Raw genomic sequence first — 19,472 nt, forward strand, 5'->3', positions numbered from 1 at the left:
ATTTTATCCGCAAACTTGTTTAAATACTCTTAAAAAATTTAATCCTAAAATTTTCTTCACGTCTTCCTCTGTATATCCCTTTTCAAGAAGCTTTTTTGTAAGCAAAGGATAACAGCTTGCATCATAAAGCTCAACAGGCGGAGTTATTCCGCCGTCAAAATCCGAACCGATTCCGATATAATCTATTCCTACAAGATTTTTTATATAGTCTATGTGCTCGATAACCTTATCAATGGTTGTGCCGCTTTCAAGATTTTTTTCTTTCAAAAACTTTTCACGTTCTTCATTATACTTTATTAAGTCATCACCATATTTCTCATTAAGTTCATCAAGTTCAGCGCTGTATAAGTTATATGCATTAGAAGTCCGGTTTCTTTTGGCATGCTTATCAAGAAACTCATCGTAAAAATTCACGTTTATCACTCCTCCTCTTTGCGCAATAGCTCTTATTTGTTCATCGGTAAGATTTCTGAAATGTGGATTTATTGAATATGAATTCGAATGTGATGCAATCACCGGATTTTTGCTGATTTCAATAACATCCCAAAAACTTGCTTCTCCAAGGTGTGAAACATCAATCAGCATTCCAACGTCATCCATGCGCTTAATAACTTCAGTGCCGAAGTTCGTTAGACCTCCGTTTTTACCGCGCTCTCTTTCGTCACGCGCAGAAGATGCAATTAGGTTTGAGTTATTCCATGTCAATCCGATGTATCGAACACCCAAATCCCAGTACATATTTACATTATCAACTGAACTTCCGACAGCCGTGCCTCCTTCGATTCCTAATAATGCGCAAAGCTTGCCTGTATTAACAATACGAAGTATGTCATCATAAGTTTTTCCAATCTCGATTTTATCAGGATTGTTTCTTTCAATGTTATATAACCTTTCAATTTGCCCCTTTGTAAAACCAACCGAACGTTTCACTTCCTTCATAGGAATCCAGACTGCAAAAATCTGAACGTCAACACCGCCTTCCTTAAATCTGAAATAATCTGACTGAGTAAATGAATTTCTGTTTTCAAAAACCGCTCCCTTGTCATATACCTGCCATAAAAAATCATTATGTGAATCAATAAGTATGTTATCGAAATGAAGTTTTAAGTAATCTTCTTCTGAATAAGGGTTGTTTTGAACGGGCATTTCGGGTTTTATGTTTGTGCTTATGATATTTTCTTTTACAGAATTGTTTTTAAAGAGATTGCTCAATAAAAATGCAGCAAGAACCATTGTGAGGAAAATAGCTCCGTATATATAATATTTAATATTCAATTTAATATTCATAGTCTTCATCGAGAAGCTGTGAATTATCCGTGTTAATAAGCACCTTTGCTATTTCATAAAACTTCGGTAAAACAAAAAACTTTATCGGCTGTTTCAATGCCATTCTTCCGAGCTCGCTGTTCACGCCTTCCATTGTAAGAAAATACGGACTCGCTCCTGTAATTTTAAAATCAATGCTTTCACTTTCAAGCTTTGCCTTTATAATCATTGCCTCATTATAATTATATGTTTCATAAACAAGAACCAGTTCTTCCATATTAAACGGCATTAAACATTAATTATCCTTCTGCATTCATTAGCAATTTTTTCAGCTTCGCTTAAGCTATCATGCAGCACGGTTATGTGCCCCATCTTTCTTCCGGGAAGAGATTTTTTTTTTCTGTAGTTGTGAACATATGTTTTTTCATGTTTTAAAATTCCGCTCAGGTCTTCCATATCCGGCTCGCCTTCTTTTTCACCGAGAATGTTTATCATAACTGCCGAGCCTGCTGTCATATCCGTATTGCCAAGAGGCAAATCGAGTATTGCTCTTATGTGATTTTCAAACTGCGAAGTATAACATCCCTCGATTGTATAATGCCCCGAGTTATGCACTCTTGGCGCAAGCTCATTTACAAGAATTTCATTATCCGTGGTTAAAAACATTTCTATTCCAATAACCCCTGTATAATTTAACTGCTCCAGAATCTTCTCTGTTATTTCATTTACTTCATTAACAATTTTTTCATCAAACAAATTCTTTGAAGCCCGCACTATGTGGCAAATATGGTTTTTTTGAATGGTTTCAACTACGGGAAATATTTCAATTTCGCCTTTATGATTACGAGCTGCCTGAACTGCAATTTCTTTATCGAAATTAATAAATTTCTCACACATTAATTCACCGCGGGCTTTAAGAGTGGTAATTCCCTTTTCAATATCACTTTCAGAATCAATCTTATAATTTCCCTTACCGTCATAACCCATCGTGCGCGATTTCAAAATAACAGGATAGCTGTGCTCTTTTGCAAATTTTACAATATCCTCTTTATTTTCAACATTAACAAAATCTGCAACCGGGATTCCCGCTTTGAGCAATGTATCTTTTTGGAAAAGTTTATCCTGGATTAATTTAATTATTTTTGAACATGGATAAACTTTTTTATTCAGCTTTTCGAGAGCTTCGATTTTTTTGTAGTCTATGAATTCATTTTCGAGCGTAATAACATCGCAGTCTTTTGAAAACTCGATAAGGTCGGCCTCATTGTTAAAATCACCTTTCTGAAAATAGCGCGTAACTATCCCTGCAGGAGAATCCTCCTCATTGGCAAGAATCTTAAAATCAAATCCGAACTTATATGAGGACTCAATTAACATTCTTGCAAGTTGTCCGCCGCCAAGTATTCCTATTTTCATTAGTACGGTCTTAATAACGAATCATAAAGACTTCTGTCTCTCAGAACTTTTATTGCTTCCTGCAGAACTAAATCTGACGGAAACGTTACTTCAATCTGTTCCGATTCTGTTATTCTTCTTTTGTTTATTTCAATCTCAATGCTTCTTTTGATTTCATCTTTTGCGGCATTAAGTTCGCCGGTTTCTTCTGCTTGAACTTCGTTTTCGAGATTTTGTAACAATTCATTATATCTTGATGAAAAACTTTTTTGAGTTCCGATATTTTTTAAATCGGTAATTTTTCTGTCAGCAACTGAATTGTAAATATAACCTGATGTGCTGAGGAAATTTAAAAATTCATTATAAACATTGTCATCGACTCTGAAAGATTTATCAACTTGATTGCTGAGTAAATAATAATTTGCAAATTTGAAAAACATATCGTTGTTTATCAACGATTGATGAATGTCGCTTTCAGCCGCAAGGTCAAGCTTCACATCAGGCATAATTCCCCCAAGCGCTAAAACTTTTCTGCCGTCAAGTGTTTTAAATTCCATCTGGGTGAATGCATCTTTGTTCAGGAATACACCGCTTTTGTTTTCTTTAAAATAATTTTTTTCCTGAATCCATCTTCCCGATGGTGTAAAATATCTTGAAAGCGTAATGCGCAATTGGGAATCTGCATCAAGGTCTTTAAACTGCTGAACAAGTCCCTTGCCGAACGAATTACCTCCGATAATAACAGCTCTATCCAAATCCTGCAAAGCTCCTGCTACGATTTCAGATGCAGAAGCAGTATTGCTGTCAATCAGAACCGCAAGAGGAGTATTTTTGTTAAGCAAAGGTTCTTCGGTTGAAAAATATTTTTTCTCGGAATCAGCTTTTCTTCCTTTTGTTATTACAAGCAGGCTGTTTTTTTCAACGAGTTTGTTCAAAATACCGATAGCAGCATCGAGCAATCCGCCGCCGTTGCCGCGCAAGTCGATAACCAAACCATTTAGCTGACCGTTTGCCTGAAGCATTTTTAAGGAATTAGTAAATTCCTGCTCAGAGTTGTTCGTGAATCTGTCAAGCTTTATATACCCGATACCATCGGCTTTTTCGCCAAGATATCCGGAATAAGAAACATTCTTCAAAATAATTTCTTCACGTGTCATGTCTATATCAAGTTCGTTTCCTTCCCTGTCAATTTTTAATTTGATGACAGAGCCAACCGGACCCCTTACGAATTTTCTTATATCATCAATTTTCAATCCTGAAATTTCTTTGCCGTCAATCTGAAGAATTTTATCACCGCGTCTTAATCCTTTTCTCTGCGCTTCATAACCGTTCATAACTTCAGTGATTGTTACAACGCTGTCGCGCAAACCAACTGTAACACCAATGCCGCCATATTTTCCGAGTGTAATCAAATCAATCTGGTCCCTGCTTCTCTCATCAAGATAGCTTGTGTAAGGATCGAGTGTAGAAAGCATTCCTTCTATCCCTGCGGCAACAAATCTGTCCGGGTCGATTTCATCTACGTAGTTCAAAGTTATCTCACGGTAAACTTTTCCAAGTATGTCAAGATTCTTGTTTATCTTATCGTAAATATCATCTTCGCCTTTAAAAGTCGAACCCGTTACAAATACAAATAAAACTGCAGACAAATAAACAATCAGCCTGCCCTTAAAAAATTTATTTTTATTAAACATATATTTATGAACTAATTTATATTTTTTTGTGTGAACTTATTTTTTTAAAATCTTCCAGTATTTTATTATGAATGAGTGCTTTTGATTCGGCTGCATCAAGCACCAAAAATCTTTTTTTATTTTCCGAAGCAATCTTCAGATATCCTTTGATAACCTTTTTATAATAATCTGCTTTTCGTTTTTCAATCCTGTCTCTTTCATTTTGCTTTGATTTTCTCTTAGCCATATCACCCAATGTAATATTCATAAGATAAGTTCTGTCCGGAACGAGACCATCGGAAGCTATTTTATTAACTATCTCAACCGTTTTTAGTTCAATTTTTCCGCCAAAACCCTGATATGCCGTCGAGGAATCATAATACCTGTCACAAACCACTATATAACCTTTTTTCAGATGAGGCAGAATAATTTCACTTGTTAGCTGCTGTCTCGATGCAGAAAAGAGCAAAAATTCGCTTAAATAAGTCATATTATCAAGCCGTTTATCAAGCAAAATCTTGCGAATTTTCTCTGAAACAATGGTTCCTCCCGGCTCGCGGAGCAAAATTGCCTTTTTATTATACCTCTTTAAATGATTATAAAAAAGCAATGCCTGAGTTGATTTCCCGCTGAAATCAATGCCTTCAAATGTAATAAACATAGGTAAATGTAATAATTAGGAAGCCACTTTTATAGGTACTTCTAAGATTGCAAAAATATACCTTATTTAGAAGTCAAAATCTTCTTCAAAAGTATAATTTCGGGCTTATTTTCTAAATATATATTTAATTTTAAATTTTAAATATTATCGTAAACAAATACTCGCACCATTAAAAGTCTCGTTCTAATCAGCTTATTTTTTATTCAGTTGCTTACCTGCTTCATTGTCACCAATCTGCGGTATTCAAATCAGGATTTACGTCTCGATGAGTTCAGTTTTTTAAAAACCGGCAACATCATTTGTTTTATTTTATTTCTTTTAATTTTTGTTCTGATGTTCTTGAATTTTCTTTCTTCATCCAAACTAACATTAACTTCCCTTATAATAATCTTCATCGCGTCGATTGCAGGATTGCTTACTTTAATTCTATTTAATTTAATCGCTGTAAAAGACGAAAGAATTGTTTACGGTTCGGTATTTTTATTCATAATGATGTTTATACTTTGCGGGTTATATCAGTTATACCGTTCAAAGTCAGGGAAGCTTGAAATTTTCAAAACTGCTTCAAATGCAATGTTTGTTATATTAATAGGAATACTTGCAATATTTCTGAATATATTTTTCTTTCATGATGATTACGGAACGGTTTCCGCCGATAATGGAAAAAATGATGCCGGTGTAATCTTCGGCGCAGCGGTTTGGGGCGGAAACAGACCTTCCCCTGTTCTGCGCGAGCGCATAAATAAAGGATTTGAATTATATCAAAATAAAATCGTTCCTCGTCTGGTATTGACCGGAGGCGGCTCGCCTAATGAAATGACCGAAGCCGACGTTGCAAGAAATGAGCTTCTGAAATATGGCGTAAAAGATGAAAATCTGATTATTGAAAATACATCTAACTCAACACGCGAACAGATTTTTTTTCTTCGGGATAAGTTATATAGAAGATTAAAGTGGAATAAAGTTGTTTTGATATCGGATAACTATCACTTATACAGGATAAAAGAGATTTGCAGTTTTAATGACATTAACTCCAGCGCAGTCGCAACTGAAATGCCCCTATCTCTCGAAGGCAAAGTTTGGTATTGTATAAAAGAAAGCTTTGCTGTTTTAATGTTCTGGTTTTATGGAATTGGGTAACAACCCTAAACTTTTAAATATCTATCTTAGTGTCATTCTGAGCGAAGCGAAGAATCCAACAGCTTTGTGTCATCCTGCTTCAAAGGAGTCCCTTTGGGAAACGAAGTGAAGGATCCCATTCAAGTACTTATCTTAATTGAATTCTGAATCCTTTTTAAAAAATCTACATTGGTGTCATTCTGAGCGAAGCGAAGAATCTCGTTTTTAGAATATGCTTACAAAACAATATTATGTTTATATTATTACCAATAAACTTAATAAAGTCTTATATACCGGCGTTACAAATAATTTATGCTCAAGAGTTAGCCAGCATAAATCGGGTATAATTGACGGTTTTTCAAAGAGATATAAATTAAATAAACTAATTTATTTTGAAAACACAGATGATATAAAATCAGCGATAGAAAGAGAAAAACAAATTAAAGGCTGGTTAAGAGAAAAGAAAATTAAATTAATTGAAAATTTTAATCCGCAATGGAATGATTTATATGAAGAATATTGTCAATAAAAAAGAGATTCTTCGCTCCGCTCAGAATGACACTACTATTCATTTATAAATTATTAACTTTTTGATATTTATAAGTTTATTTCTAATGAATTTTTAAATAAGTATTTTAACATTACACACATTATTAGACTCAGATGAAGGATAAACAAGGTTTCAGCTTGACCAACAGAAGAAGCTTGCGGGTAAAAGTATTGCAGATACTATATGCCTACGAAATGTCAAAAGACCCGGTTGATAAAATCAAGAAAGACATTTTTGTAAACGAACTGAGCGAGGAAAACAAAGAATTTGTTGATAATCTCATTTCTCACGTTTTGAAAAATGAAAAAGAGCTCGATGAAATAATAACGAGCAAATGCCAGAACTGGGAACTCGAAAGAATTTCCGTTATTGACAGGATTGTTTTACGAATGGGCATAACCGAGCTGATGTATTTTCCCGATATCCCCCCGAAAGTTTCAATCAACGAAGCAATAGACATTGCAAAAGAATTCTGCACCCGCAATAGCGGAAAGTTTGTAAACGGGATTCTCGATGCGGTTCTCGATGAGCTTAAGGAAAGCAATAAGCTGAACAAAACGGGCCGAGGATTGATTGACTTCAAGAAAAAATGAAAAATAAAAAAGATGTTTTTGTCTGGTCATTATTCGATTTCGCCAATTCGACTTATGCGACTATAATTGTTGCATTTGTCTTTGCCGTTTTTTTTAAATCCGTAATTGCAAATGACGAACCAATCGGCGATTTATACTGGGCGCTTGGAATAAACATCTCAATGATAATCTCCGCTGTTCTCAATCCTGTTTGCGGAGCAATCTCAGATTTATCTTCAAACAAGAAAAAGTTTTTGTTTGTTTTTACATTGATGTCGGTTATTGCAACCTGCATGATGTATTTCACCGGACCTGGAACGATTTTGTTTGCAATAATCTTATTTATCGTTTCAAACATTGGTTTTCAGACTGGAATGACCTTTTATGATGCGTTCATTCCTGAAATAACTACACCTGAATATTATAATAAACTCTCGGGAATCGGATATGCGGTTGGCTATCTCGGTTCGCTTATTTCTGTATTTCTTGTGTTCCCTTTGAAGGATAATCCGAATTTATTGTTTGCTGTAACTGGAATGTTATTTTTATTATTCTCGCTCCCTTTGTTTTTATTTTTAAAAGAGAAAAAGAATGTTTTACCTCCGGCTGATGTTAGTTATATTAAATACGGGTTCACGAAAGTAAAAAATTCTTTACTTCACATAGGAAATCTTCCGAACCTGAAAAATTTTTTGATTTCGTTTTTCTTTTATATTGATTCGGTTAATACAATAATATTTTTTGCGGGAATATTTGCCAGCACTACGCTTGGCTTTACGATTACACAGCTTGCAATATTTTTCATTCTCGTTCAGATTACGGCTCTTATAGGGTCGCTTGTGTTTGCAAAGCTTGGAGATAAAATCGGAGAGCTGAAATCTCTGAACATTAACATAATTTTCTGGCTTATTATAATTCTTGCAATATTCATTTTTGTAAATAAAGATTCATATGTTGATTTATTCGGACAGCAGGTTCATTTGTTTTACATAATCGGCAGCTTCGCGGGGTTTTTTCTTGGCTCTACCCAAAGCTTATCCCGCGCTGTAATGAGCCGGTTAACGCCCTATGAAAGCAAAGCCGAATATTTCGGGTTTTATGCACTGCTTGATAAAACATCTACGTTATTGGGACCATTACTCTTCGGGCTTGTGTCGGCAATCTCAGGAGACCAAAAGCTTGCGGTGCTTTCGTTGATAGTTTTGTTTGTAATAGGAATTGTTTTTTTGAATAGAGTTAAATTGCAAACTAATTAAATTTTAGAAATATGACGGGGATTCCCGCATTCGCGGGAATGACTTCATTTTGGTATGCTCAATAATTATTTAATAGAAAATATTCACATTGAATCCGAAAAGGTAAAGAATCTTGTCGTTAACGACTTCACCGAATTATATAAAACTCCTTTTACAAAGTTTACAAAAGATTTTATCCGGTATAAGATTGAACATGACGGGTTTTCATTTAACGACCTAAATTCGCTCATTGAAGATGCGGTTAAGTTAAGGTTTAACTATACAATCCGTCCTGTGTGGACTCTGAAAAAGTTTTTATTCGGCAAGCTGGATTCAATTCCTGCAAATCAATTAAAAGAAAAACTAAAATTATTAAAATTTTATAATTATTATACCGATACAATTTCACAATATATAGACGACAGCGGTGACGTTATCATAACTTCATATCAAATTGAAGAAGTTCTTCATCATACAAACATTATCGTTTATGAAAAGCTGAAAGAAGACATTTCAACCGAACGCATAAGGAATTTTTTACTTCAGTTATTCAAGCTGAAATATATTTCCGAAAATGAAGTAAATCTGCACTCTGAAATTGATTTTAACATTATAAAAACTTTTATCGGTGACAAAGAATTTTATGAGTTGTTTCAAAAGTTAACTGAATACGAACAGCATTTCACCGGAAACGAAATAAGCTTAAAAGACATTATAAAAATCTTCACAGATAAATTTAATTACATTGAATCGCCTGTAACACTAAAAGAAGAAGAGAAAAAAGAAGATGAGGTGGTTACTCCTATTGCCGAAGAAAGTGAAATTATCGTAAATTTTGAAAGCGACATAAAGCATTTTGATGAAAATATCGATGCTGCTGCCTATGCAAAACACGAAATACCGGCAATTGAATTACAGGAAGACCTGATAAACATCGAACTGCCGACCGAAGTCATAAATGAATCAAGTTTAGCTGAAGAAAGAAAAAAAGTTAAGCGGTTATTCAAAAAAGATGAGCTTGAAGCGATAAACAAAAAAGTTTTTAAATTTAACAGACAGGAAATGTCCGATACTTTTGAAGAGCTTGAAAAATTACCATCTTGGGATGATGCTGTAGAGCATCTCAAAAATCTATTCGTAAAAAATAAAGTTGATATGTATGATGTCAAAGTGATTTTATTTGTAGATTTAATTGAAGGATATTTTAAAAATAAGGAAGAAAAAATTTAATGTTTTTAGATTACGTAAAAATACACATAAAATCAGGCGACGGAGGCAATGGATGTGTGAGCTTCCGGCGCGAAAAATTTGTACCCAAAGGCGGACCAAATGGAGGAGACGGAGGGAAAGGCGGTGATATTATTTTCAAAGCGGATTCAAATTTATCCACCCTAATCGATTTAAGATACAGCAGGCATTATAAAGCTCCTCGCGGTACTCATGGACAGGGCGGAGATAAAACAGGCAAAGACGGCAAGGATGAAATCATTAAAGTCCCTCCCGGGAGTATCATAAAAAATTTTGAAACGGGAAAAATTCTCGGTGAAGTTTTGAATGACGGAGATGAAATCGTAATTTTAAAAGGCGGACAAGGCGGCCTCGGCAATACGCATTTTAAAACTTCGACAAACCGGGCTCCTCGAATGGCACAGCCGGGACAAAAAGGTGAAGAGCTTGATATCGTTGTCGAGCTTAAGCTTATTGCAGATGTCGGGCTTGTGGGTTTTCCCAATGCAGGAAAGTCAACTTTGATTTCAAAAATTTCCGCAGCAAAACCAAAGATTGCTGATTACCCTTTCACAACTTTGATTCCTAATCTCGGCATTGTTAAATATAAAGAATACGAAACATTTGTTGTTGCCGACATTCCCGGTATTATAGAGGGGGCTTCAGAAGGCAAAGGACTCGGTTTGCAGTTCTTGCGTCATATTGAACGGACTTCGATTTTAGTTTTTCTTTTGGATTCAACAAAAGTTGATAATGAAGACAGCGACCTGCTTGAAGATTATAAAACTTTGACCGATGAACTGAAAAACTATGGGGCTGACTTGATGGATAAGCCGAGAATTATCTGCTTCACAAAAGCGGATGCAATTTCGGAAGAAACAAAAAAACGAATTGCGAAACTGAAAATTAAAGAAACTAAATTACTGATTTCATCTGTAACCGGTGAAAATCTCGATAAGCTAAAAAACACAATCTGGAAAAAATTAAAAGAATTAAAAAAAGATGAATAAGAGAACCTTTAAGAAGACTGAAAAGAAAAAAACAAATAAAAAACCCTTAGTGGTTATTTCAAACGATGACGGAATTGAATCCGACGGCATTCAAGCATTATGGAAAGCGTTGAGAAAATTTGCAGAAGTTTATGTCGTTGCACCTCACACACAGCAAAGCGCTGTGGGACATTCGATAACCATTGCAAATCCCATTCGCGTAAGAAAAAATTTAATCGATAAAAATTATTATGGTTACGCTGTAGAAGGAACGCCTGCCGATTCTGTTAAATTCGCAGTCCGCAATTTACTTAAAGGAAGAAAAATCGATTTGCTTGTCTCGGGAATTAATCACGGTTCAAATACTGCGATAAATATTATATATTCAGGAACAGTATCTGCAGCAACTGAAGGAACAATTCTCGGAATTCCATCGATTGCAATTTCTCTCGCGAGCTTCACTTATAATAAGTTTGATTTAGCGGCATCATTTGCTGCAATGCTTGGCAAACATGTCTTGAAAACAGGATTGCCAAAAGGAACATTGCTTAATGTTAATATTCCTCCCGTTCCTAAATCAAAAGTCAGAGGAATTTTATTTACTAGACAGGGGCAATCTGTCTGGGATGACTGGTATGATATGCGTTTTGATCCGAACAAGCGGGAATATTACTGGCTCACAGGAAGAATGTCCTCACGAGATAAAGACATTGAGCTTGACCAGAAAGCAGTCGAGAAAAATTATATTTCAATAACACCAATCCACTACAATCTTACTGACCATAAAACACTTGAAGAAATTAAGAGTTGGAATTTGAAGTTTTAAGAATGCGGAGATGCATAAATGTAGAGACGCAAAATTTTGCGTCTCTACAATAAACTATTTTATAACTGACCCTTTACCCAGTTTGTGGTTACAGACTTCGGTCTGATAAGCGGAGCATTCATTGCCCGAGCCATAATCAACTGCGCGCATAATCCTAATGCTCTTGAAACGCTGAACAATACCGTATAATAAGTATATTCTTTTAAGCCGTAATGATGTAACAAAGAACCGCTTGCCGCATCAACGTTCGGCCATGGGTCTTTTGCTTTTCCCTGCTCGATTAAAATTTTCGGAACTATGTCGAACAACTGCTCGACGATTTTGAAAATTTCATCATCAGGCATACATTTTTTACCGAAATCAAGAAACGCTGTAAATCTCGGGTCTGTTACTCTTAATACAGCATGACCATATCCCGGAATTACTCTTTTATTATTAAGCAAATCCAGGCAGTATGTTCTTACTTCTTCGTCAGATGGTGAGTGACCGATGTCTTCTCGCATTTTAACTATGAATCGCAAACATTCCTGGTTTGCAAGTCCGTGAAGCGGTCCTGCAAGTCCGTTCAATCCGCCGCTTACAGAATAATAAACATCTGATAAAGCCGACCCGATTGTCTGTGTTGAGAACGCGCTAACGTTTCCGCTCTCATGATCTGAGTGCAAAACCATATATAATCTCATAAGGTCCTTGAATGAACCGTCTTTGTCGTCAATGCCAAGCATGTGAGCGTAATTCGCTGCCCAGTCGAGTGAATGGTCAGGCTCAATTCTCGCGCCCTTGTTAAATTTTTTTCTATAGATGTAAGCAGCTATTGCCGGCATGCGTGCAATCAGGTTCAAACAGTCTTCATACATCGGCTCCCATAATCTATCTCTGCTCAAGCCGTTATCATAAGCTTCTCTGAAGTCGGATTCGTTTTCCATTGCAAGAACTGCAGTGCTCAGCATCACCATGGGGTGTGTCTCGTCAGGTAATGTATCAATAAGTTTCCAGATATAATCAGGAACACCTGAACGTAAATCAATGTCTTTCATCAGTGCATCCAAATCTTCTTTTGAGGGAAGTTCTCCGGTTAAGAGCAAATAAAAAATTTCTTCGGGAAGTTTGCCGGTTAATTCTAAAATAGGAATTCCTCTTATGATGAGTCCCGTATCTAAGCCGACCTCTGAGGTATCACAAATCAATGCTTTTACTCCGCGCATTCCGCCGTAAAGCTGGTCAATCGTAACGTCACCAATTACTTTGGTGTTGTAATTTTTTACGATTGATTTCGCTTCTTCTCTCAGGGCAGGAATTTGAGAAGCGAGTTTTTCTTTTAATCGCATTTTTAAAGATTTTTTATAATGTAATGTTATCGAACATTAAATATATACGATTTAATTTTAAGTAAAAAGTTACGATTTTATGCCCAAAACAGCATTATTATTTAGAATTTATTTGGTCTCAAATTTGTATATATTTTAAAGGTCATTTTTGTCTCTTTTTTATTTATAACATGAACAAAAATCATTTTGTTAATAATTTATGGTAAATCGGCTCATAAAATCAGGATTTATAGTTCTTCTGCTTATTATTTTTTATTTTTCAATTGAAGGATGTCAAAAACAGGTTGAACAGGCAACTCTTGATTCAATTAATGTATATACAGAATTGATAAAAAAATATCCCGCCGACCCTGTTTATTATAAAAACCGCGGAGATGCCTATTTCAAAATCGAAAGATATAATGAAGCTGTCGCGGACTATCAGAGAGCCCTGCAGATTGACCCGTTTGATTTGCCTGCCTTGAGAAATCTTGCGGCAATGTATGTTAAGATGGAAAAATATTCTGAGGCAATAAAGGAATATGATAACCTGATAAGACTTTATCCGACTGCTCAGGATTATATAAATAGAGGAAATATCCACGAAAGCTTCAATAATATTCCGATGGCTGTTACTGATTACACAAAGGCAATTGATATGGATACAAACAATGTTTACTTCTATTTTGTAAGAGGAAATGCACATGATAAAGCAGGCAATTATCAATTGTCAATTTCAGATTATACATCTATAATAAATCGTCAACCAACCAATGTAGGAGCAAGATTAAACCGCGGAAATGCAAATTATAATTCAGGAAATTACAAAGGAGCTCTCGAAGACTGGAATATTGTAATCCAACAAGACCCTTCGTTCGAAAGTGATTTATCCGAAAAAATGCAGATTGCGAAGATACGCTCCAGTCAATAATAAATGATAAATGATGAAATTTTGGTATAAAATTTGTAATAATTAATATGGATATTTATATAGTTCATTTTTGCAGGAATACAAACTAAACATATGAAAATATTTAACTTAATAACAGTTCTGATTATTACAATTTTTATTCTGACGGGATGTCAAAAAAAAGAAGATACTGTTAATAGCCAAAACCAGTCTAATTTAACCGACCCTAACATGCAACCGGAAGGTGATCAATGGAAAATTGCAGGTTACAGAGACAGTACTGACGTTTATGGTGTCGGATATTATGATTATAGAGACAGTCTCGAAACCTTTCATATGGGTTACAGCATTCCGAGAGACAGCGTATATAAATACTACAACATAAAAGAATTTGAGCAGTATAATTTTCTGATTAAAAAAGATTCTACAAACCCGGGTCCATATCTCGACAGGGGAAATCACTTCCAGAACATTAAATTATACTTTGAAGCAATAAAAGATTACGATAAATATATTTCGCTTATTCAGACAAATCATTCTGCATACATGAACCGCGGAAATGCGCATGAAAGATTAAAAAATTATCAGGCGGCTCTGACGGATTATGATAAAGTTATCGAGCTAAAGCCGACCGATACTATTGCTTATTACAATAAGGGAGTTGTTTATGATTACCTCGGAAATTACAATCAGGCAATTTACGAATATACAAGAAGTCTGCAAAGAGACCCCCGTCTTGCGAAAACGTATTATAACAGAGGCATTGATTATCTTATGATAGGTGATGAAGAAAATGCAAGAAGAGATTGGGAGACGGCAATTCAGCTTAATCCCAAATACGAAGCTGAACTAAGACCGAGAATAAACGGATTATAGGCAGAGATTTAAAAAAAGTGTTTAAACAAAAACCCGGTTTTGCCGGGTTTTTTATTTTAATAATAAGCTACACTCCAGGGACCTTCAGTTCTTACCTGAAGCAAATAAGGATTTGTGGAAGTAACATTAAATTTTTTAACTCCTTTCCATCTGCCTGTAACGTTCGCAAGATTCGTTATAATTTGCCCTTCATTAGTTGTTAAGTTAACTATAAAACTTCCGTTTCCGTTATATTCCATAACAAAAGTTGATTCCCCCTGAAGCAAATCAATTATCAAATCATTATTTGTTGTCCCTGTATAAATCATCCTGTACTGGATTATGTCATCAGTCGGAGGATTTTCGGCATCCTGAAATGTTTCTGTTGCACTGCGTTTGCAGGTAGAGCACGAAGAAATTAACGTTGCAAGCATAAGCAACATCAAGCTTCGGATAATTATTTTGTTCATAATTGAATTTTATTTTGTTTTGCTAATATAAGCAATGTTTCAGGGTGGTATTAAAAATAAGTCTGATAATTGATTAGTTCAAGGTAAGTATTTAAAAACTAAATACATAGCAGGTTATCTCTTTGTGGGAATTTTAAGAGTAAAAGTAGCACCTTTGCCCGGTTCTGATTCTAATATAACCTGAGAATTTATAATTTCGGATAATTTTTTGATTATATACAAACCTAACCCGCTTGACGGCTCTCCTCCCGTTGGTTTGTTGGAAAGCTTGGCAAATTTTTTAAATAATCCTTTTTTATCTGATTCCGTAAATCCCGGACCTTCATCTTTTATGCCAACATAAATATTTTTTACATTATCACGCAAAGTAATATAAACCTTTTTGTTGAATGGAGAATATTTAATTGCGTTGGAAACCAGGTTATTTATGATATGCTCAATACACATCTTAACAGTAATAACCTCCGGGTTTTTAATTTTTTTATTAAGAATTATTTCTATGTTTTTAGGATTTGCGAAAACCTGGTTCTTCTCTTTTATCTGGCTTATTAACTCTACAAGATTAATTTTTTCTTGTCTCTCATTCCAATTACCTGATTCGATAGAGTTTATGTCAAGCAAATTCGACATAATATCCAATGATTTAACCGAACAATTTTTTATGTCTTCTATAAGCGACTGTATTTCTTCTTTGCTTAAAGAATCACTATGCTCATTTATGAAATCGGCAATTGCCGAAATAGTTGAAATCGGATTTCTTAAGTCATGTGAAACGATTCCGATAAAATCATTCTTGTCCTTGTTTGCTCTGTCAAGATTTTCAGACAGCTCTATCAATTTTTTATTTTTTTCATCAGAAATCTTAAGCTCGGTTTCCTGCATTTCAACTTCATTTTCTAGGAGCAGGCTTTTTGTTCTGAGCGATACCTTTTTCTTATTTAACTGCTCAATTATTTTATTATACTTTTCAAGAAACTTGTAAGCATTTTTATGGTCTTTATTTATTTTATAAACCTGTGACAGCATCTGATATGATTCTTTCAGAATATTCAGTGCTTTCATCTTCTTTGCAATAACAAGATTCTTATTTAACATGGCTATTGCTTTATCAAACCTGCATGTTTTTATATACATCGAAGCAAGATTTGAATAGTTCGTCAGGAAACCATTCTGATAACCAATCTTATTTGAAATTTCGAGTGAAATTTTAAAATATTTTTCCGCATTCTCATAATCTTTTTTATGCTCATGCAAAACCCCAAGATGATTCAGTGACTGAACCCGGTTTATATTATTATTAATCTTTATGCTTATCGAATCACCCAGCTCAAGATATTTTAATGCGGTTTTATAATCATGAAGATGTGTATATACGTTTCCCAGATTACAGTAACACGTGGCAAGCTTACTCAAGTCTGTGCTGTCTTTGCCGAGATGAGAAATATTTTCTTCAAGGATTTTTATTGCTCTGTCATATTTTTTAACATTCATATACATGACAGCGAGGTTATTCAGAACGTTTTTTAAATCTGCGCTATCAGGCAATGTTCTGGAAATTTTTAAGGACTTAAGATAATATCTTGAAGCGAGAAAATAATTTCCCATATTATTATAAAACAAACCCATGCTGTTATAGCATTGCGCAATTCCTTTCTTGTTATTTTTCTGCTTCCTGATTTTTAGCGATTCACGGATATAACTCAAAGCTTTTGTCATATCGCCCAGATATAAATAATTAGAAGCAGCAATAAACAAAAAATGGTCTGTATCTAAATCGTGTTTTTTACAATAAACCAAAGCTTTTTCTATCTGGTTTATTGACTCTTTGAAATTTGAAGTGAAATAATAATAAGCAACGATTAACCGCATTGCTCTTATGACTGCTTTATAATCATTGTAACTTTTAAAAACCTTTAGAGATTGCTCTGCAAATTTTAAAAGGGAAGGATTAACGGTGTGAAAATTAAGCGATGAAATATGAGCTTCGAGTTTTGCTTTCATCTCATCAATTGATTTTAAACTATAGCCATTTTTTAAACGAATTTCCGAAAGATTAACAGAAGAAATTCGCATATCAGTTGTGCCCAAATAAGACATATTTTTCATTTAAACCAATAAGTGATAGTGAAATTATCAAAAAAACATACATAAATTAACTATATTTTTGATAATTTGTAAGCAAATTAACTTATATTATTGATTTTTTTATTTCTCAATATGCTTTGCATTTTTATTATAGCGTAAAATCCATATATTTACGTGAATTAATTATTAAAATCGAGCTTTTAGCTCGGTTTAATTCCAGTAAAAACAATAATTAATTTGCCACCCGCCCGGGTGGCGGAACTGGTAGACGCGCAGGACTTAAAATCCTGTTGCCTGTAAAGGCAGTGCCGGTTCGATTCCGGCCCCGGGCACACACAAGACCTTTTGATTATTAAATTGAAAGGTCTTTTTCTTTTTAGATTTAAAACTTCTCAATTTTTGTCCTGCGTTTCTACCAGTTCCTGCCACCCGGGGTTCTAGGAATAATCTCTTATCACACTTTACAAGCTTGTATTTAGACTGTATTTAAAAATGCAATTAAGAATTGTTTTAAGATTCAAAGATTTGAAATAAATTTTATTTATTCAGATTAACAGAATTGAAACGATTCTGTTTAGATTTTAATAAGATTATAGACAGACGTTCTCAGAGTCGTTTGTTTTGTTGTGACCATATAGATTATATGTTTTTGAAAAGCTCGTTAATCTGACAACGTCTATTATTAAAATCTACAATATTCTATTTTTTTCAGAGTTTATAAATATTAAAATGATTTGAATTAGAGTTGAAAAAGAGAAAAAATTGAGGGACTTTTATAAAATGCTGCATCAATATCCTATTTATATAATACAAATTTTAAATAGTACATCTGTACTTTAATAAAGCAACATAATGTTAGATTTATTTTCACATCTTACTAAAAATGAAATTATTGAGTTTGAGAAGTTCATAAAATCTCCTTATTATAACACCGATAAAACTATAGTAAAAATTTTTGAAAATCTTAAAAAAATTAATGCTAATTATAATTCTGATTTAAATTCGGAGACTGAGCTTTTTAAAGAACTAAATTTAGATAATTCCAAAAGAAATCGGCTTTCAAAACAATTTCGTTCGTTGTTGAAGTATTTTCTAAAATTAAAGGAGTTTGAAAAAGATGAAAACACTAATATGATGTATGAGCTTAGAGCTTTGCGAGAAAAGAAGTTTACAACTCACTATAAGAAAAAATTAAATGAATTTATAAAAATTTTTGATAATAAATTTAAACGAGATGAAAACTATTATTCAAACAGAATTATAATTGAAGATGATTATTACAACTTTACAATTAATGAAAAAGCTCTAGATTATCCTGATATTTTAAATACCAAGCGAGATAACATTATTTATAATTTTTATTTCCAGTTGTTACATTGTTATAATGATATGATATTGCATGAGGAGTATGCCGGTAAGAAATTTGACCTTAAGTTTCCATATTTAAATGAAATTTTGAATGACATTAAATTAAATTTTGAAAAAATACAAAATGAACATCCAAATATTTGCATTATCTATTATATTATATCAATTCAGTTGAGTATGAGAAAAAACCAATCTACAATAGAATTAGAAAAATTATATTTAAAATATTTAGAAGCCAATCTAAATAAGTTTGACAAAACACAACTTTTCCATTATTATTTATATATAGTAAATTATTATATACTAATGCTCCATAAAGGTAATTATGACTATAGACAGAAATTATTTGATATTTATTTTTTTCAAGAAAAAAATGATTTCTTGTTATTAAATAATGAAATTAATGCTGAATCTTTTAGAGATGTGGTTTCTATTGCAACCTCAACCGGAAATTTAGACTGGGCGCAATACTTTATCGAAAAATATAAAAAATTGTTAAATTATGATAAAAACAAAGATTTTATAAATTTATCTTATGCAAAAATTTATTTTATAAAAAAGAATTATAACAAAAGCATCTCTCATTTAATATTAGTCGGTTCAAGGAACATATCTAATTATGTAAGTGCTAAAATAATTTTTTGTAAAATTTATTATGAACAGAAAAATATTTCTGCAATTGAATTCGAATTGGACAATTTAAGAAAACTTGAAAAACGAAATAAAAAAATTAATGAGCTTAATAAAAGTTCAATTGATAATTTCACAAAATATATTAAACAATTAATAAAAATAAACACCTTGGAATTTATGCATGATAAAAAATTTCAGGAATTAGCTGAATTTAGTTATGATGAAATTAATAAACTTCATTATTTTATTCCCGAAAAAAATTGGTTTTTAGAAAAATTCCAAAGCAAATTTAAAAATAAATAAGGTATGCCCTTTTTGGCGGGTCCCACCT

General features: G+C 33.6%; 18 protein-coding genes and 1 tRNA gene. 11 read left to right on the plus strand and 8 right to left on the minus strand.

Features of this window, described 5'->3' with window-relative positions; all coding sequences use genetic code 11:
- Positions 1-3: 3 nt before the first annotated feature.
- The 5 genes from VHP32_03495 to tmk form a co-directional block, all read right to left on the minus strand.
- Positions 4-1,287 carry a dipeptidase gene (locus tag VHP32_03495; GenBank protein HEX2786944.1) on the minus strand — a complete coding sequence of 428 codons (1,284 nt, stop codon included), beginning with the start codon at positions 1,285-1,287 and terminating at the stop codon, positions 4-6.
- Positions 1,277-1,555 carry a hypothetical protein gene (locus VHP32_03500; protein ID HEX2786945.1) on the minus strand — a complete coding sequence of 93 codons (279 nt, stop codon included), beginning with the start codon at positions 1,553-1,555 and terminating at the stop codon, positions 1,277-1,279. The genes VHP32_03495 and VHP32_03500 overlap by 11 nt, the downstream gene beginning before the upstream one ends.
- Positions 1,555-2,682, minus strand: coding sequence for a 5-(carboxyamino)imidazole ribonucleotide synthase (locus VHP32_03505; protein HEX2786946.1), 1,128 nt, complete (start codon positions 2,680-2,682; stop codon positions 1,555-1,557). The genes VHP32_03500 and VHP32_03505 overlap by 1 nt, the downstream gene beginning before the upstream one ends.
- Positions 2,682-4,310 (minus strand): S41 family peptidase, encoded by a 1,629-nt coding sequence (locus VHP32_03510; GenBank protein ID HEX2786947.1) that lies wholly within the window; start codon positions 4,308-4,310, stop codon positions 2,682-2,684. The genes VHP32_03505 and VHP32_03510 overlap by 1 nt, the downstream gene beginning before the upstream one ends.
- Before the next feature lie 61 nt (positions 4,311-4,371).
- Positions 4,372-4,995, minus strand: coding sequence for a dTMP kinase (tmk, locus tag VHP32_03515; protein ID HEX2786948.1), 624 nt, complete (start codon positions 4,993-4,995; stop codon positions 4,372-4,374).
- A 207-nt stretch (positions 4,996-5,202) separates the two neighbouring features.
- On the opposite strand from tmk, the gene VHP32_03520 reads away from it, so the two are divergent.
- From VHP32_03520 to surE, 7 genes are all read left to right on the plus strand, one after another.
- On the plus strand, positions 5,203-6,135 hold the full coding sequence (locus tag VHP32_03520; GenBank protein ID HEX2786949.1) for an ElyC/SanA/YdcF family protein: 933 nt from the start codon (positions 5,203-5,205) through the stop codon (positions 6,133-6,135).
- A 211-nt stretch (positions 6,136-6,346) separates the two neighbouring features.
- Complete coding sequence (locus VHP32_03525) at positions 6,347-6,643, plus strand: GIY-YIG nuclease family protein (protein HEX2786950.1); 297 nt, start codon at positions 6,347-6,349, stop codon at positions 6,641-6,643.
- Positions 6,644-6,777: 134 nt separating this feature from the next.
- On the plus strand, positions 6,778-7,257 hold the full coding sequence (gene nusB, locus VHP32_03530; GenBank protein ID HEX2786951.1) for a transcription antitermination factor NusB: 480 nt from the start codon (positions 6,778-6,780) through the stop codon (positions 7,255-7,257).
- Positions 7,254-8,492 (plus strand): MFS transporter, encoded by a 1,239-nt coding sequence (locus VHP32_03535; GenBank protein ID HEX2786952.1) that lies wholly within the window; start codon positions 7,254-7,256, stop codon positions 8,490-8,492. The genes nusB and VHP32_03535 overlap by 4 nt, the downstream gene beginning before the upstream one ends.
- 54 nt (positions 8,493-8,546) lie before the next feature.
- A complete protein-coding gene (locus tag VHP32_03540) occupies positions 8,547-9,701 on the plus strand; it encodes a hypothetical protein (protein ID HEX2786953.1) in 1,155 nt (384 codons plus the stop codon).
- The gene (obgE, locus tag VHP32_03545) at positions 9,701-10,708 is read left to right on the plus strand and encodes a GTPase ObgE (protein ID HEX2786954.1); all 1,008 of its coding nucleotides are present in this window, start codon (positions 9,701-9,703) and stop codon (positions 10,706-10,708) included. The genes VHP32_03540 and obgE overlap by 1 nt, the downstream gene beginning before the upstream one ends.
- On the plus strand, positions 10,701-11,513 hold the full coding sequence (surE, locus tag VHP32_03550) for a 5'/3'-nucleotidase SurE (protein HEX2786955.1): 813 nt from the start codon (positions 10,701-10,703) through the stop codon (positions 11,511-11,513). Before obgE ends, surE begins: the two co-directional genes overlap by 8 nt.
- Positions 11,514-11,572: 59 nt before the next feature.
- Here surE and VHP32_03555 read toward each other — a convergent pair whose 3' ends face one another.
- Positions 11,573-12,841: a citrate (Si)-synthase gene (locus VHP32_03555; protein HEX2786956.1), complete on the minus strand. Its 1,269-nt coding sequence runs from the start codon at positions 12,839-12,841 to the stop codon at positions 11,573-11,575.
- A gap of 199 nt (positions 12,842-13,040) precedes the next feature.
- On the opposite strand from VHP32_03555, the gene VHP32_03560 reads away from it, so the two are divergent.
- Positions 13,041-13,751 carry a tetratricopeptide repeat protein gene (locus tag VHP32_03560; GenBank protein ID HEX2786957.1) on the plus strand — a complete coding sequence of 237 codons (711 nt, stop codon included), beginning with the start codon at positions 13,041-13,043 and terminating at the stop codon, positions 13,749-13,751.
- 93 nt (positions 13,752-13,844) lie between these two features.
- Positions 13,845-14,606: a tetratricopeptide repeat protein gene (locus VHP32_03565; protein ID HEX2786958.1), complete on the plus strand. Its 762-nt coding sequence runs from the start codon at positions 13,845-13,847 to the stop codon at positions 14,604-14,606.
- 56 nt (positions 14,607-14,662) lie between these two features.
- On the opposite strand, the gene VHP32_03570 is transcribed toward VHP32_03565, so the two are convergent.
- Positions 14,663-15,055 carry a hypothetical protein gene (locus tag VHP32_03570; protein HEX2786959.1) on the minus strand — a complete coding sequence of 131 codons (393 nt, stop codon included), beginning with the start codon at positions 15,053-15,055 and terminating at the stop codon, positions 14,663-14,665.
- Positions 15,056-15,169: 114 nt separating this feature from the next.
- Positions 15,170-17,128 carry a tetratricopeptide repeat-containing sensor histidine kinase gene (locus tag VHP32_03575; protein ID HEX2786960.1) on the minus strand — a complete coding sequence of 653 codons (1,959 nt, stop codon included), beginning with the start codon at positions 17,126-17,128 and terminating at the stop codon, positions 15,170-15,172.
- A gap of 258 nt (positions 17,129-17,386) precedes the next feature.
- Here VHP32_03575 and VHP32_03580 point away from each other — a divergent pair.
- Together VHP32_03580 and VHP32_03585 are read left to right on the plus strand one after the other, a co-directional pair.
- Positions 17,387-17,472, plus strand: a tRNA-Leu gene (locus VHP32_03580).
- A 520-nt stretch (positions 17,473-17,992) separates the two neighbouring features.
- A complete protein-coding gene (locus VHP32_03585) occupies positions 17,993-19,444 on the plus strand; it encodes a hypothetical protein (protein ID HEX2786961.1) in 1,452 nt (483 codons plus the stop codon).
- Positions 19,445-19,472 lie beyond the last annotated feature (28 nt).

The sequence above is a fragment of the Ignavibacteria bacterium genome (assembly GCA_036262055.1).
In the GTDB taxonomy this organism is placed as follows: domain Bacteria; phylum Bacteroidota; class Ignavibacteria; order Tepidaquicellales; family Tepidaquicellaceae; genus DATAJP01.

Excerpts from the sequence above, each read along its gene's own strand:
- VHP32_03525 (HEX2786950.1), top strand. The coding sequence starts at position 6,347 with ATGCTTACAAAACAATATTATGTTTATATTATTACCAATAAACTTAAT.
- VHP32_03535 (HEX2786952.1), top strand. The coding sequence starts at position 7,254 with ATGAAAAATAAAAAAGATGTTTTTGTCTGGTCATTATTCGATTTCGCC.
- obgE (HEX2786954.1), top strand. The coding sequence starts at position 9,701 with ATGTTTTTAGATTACGTAAAAATACACATAAAATCAGGCGACGGAGGC.
- VHP32_03585 (HEX2786961.1), top strand. The coding sequence starts at position 17,993 with ATGTTAGATTTATTTTCACATCTTACTAAAAATGAAATTATTGAGTTT.
- VHP32_03495 (HEX2786944.1), bottom strand. The coding sequence starts at position 1,287 with ATGAATATTAAATTGAATATTAAATATTATATATACGGAGCTATTTTC.
- VHP32_03540 (HEX2786953.1), top strand. The coding sequence starts at position 8,547 with ATGCTCAATAATTATTTAATAGAAAATATTCACATTGAATCCGAAAAG.
- VHP32_03575 (HEX2786960.1), bottom strand. The coding sequence starts at position 17,128 with ATGCGAATTTCTTCTGTTAATCTTTCGGAAATTCGTTTAAAAAATGGC.
- VHP32_03555 (HEX2786956.1), bottom strand. The coding sequence starts at position 12,841 with ATGCGATTAAAAGAAAAACTCGCTTCTCAAATTCCTGCCCTGAGAGAA.
- surE (HEX2786955.1), top strand. The coding sequence starts at position 10,701 with ATGAATAAGAGAACCTTTAAGAAGACTGAAAAGAAAAAAACAAATAAA.
- tmk (HEX2786948.1), bottom strand. The coding sequence starts at position 4,995 with ATGTTTATTACATTTGAAGGCATTGATTTCAGCGGGAAATCAACTCAG.
- VHP32_03500 (HEX2786945.1), bottom strand. The coding sequence starts at position 1,555 with ATGCCGTTTAATATGGAAGAACTGGTTCTTGTTTATGAAACATATAAT.
- nusB (HEX2786951.1), top strand. The coding sequence starts at position 6,778 with ATGAAGGATAAACAAGGTTTCAGCTTGACCAACAGAAGAAGCTTGCGG.
- VHP32_03560 (HEX2786957.1), top strand. The coding sequence starts at position 13,041 with ATGGTAAATCGGCTCATAAAATCAGGATTTATAGTTCTTCTGCTTATT.
- VHP32_03505 (HEX2786946.1), bottom strand. The coding sequence starts at position 2,682 with ATGAAAATAGGAATACTTGGCGGCGGACAACTTGCAAGAATGTTAATT.
- VHP32_03570 (HEX2786959.1), bottom strand. The coding sequence starts at position 15,055 with ATGAACAAAATAATTATCCGAAGCTTGATGTTGCTTATGCTTGCAACG.
- VHP32_03565 (HEX2786958.1), top strand. The coding sequence starts at position 13,845 with ATGAAAATATTTAACTTAATAACAGTTCTGATTATTACAATTTTTATT.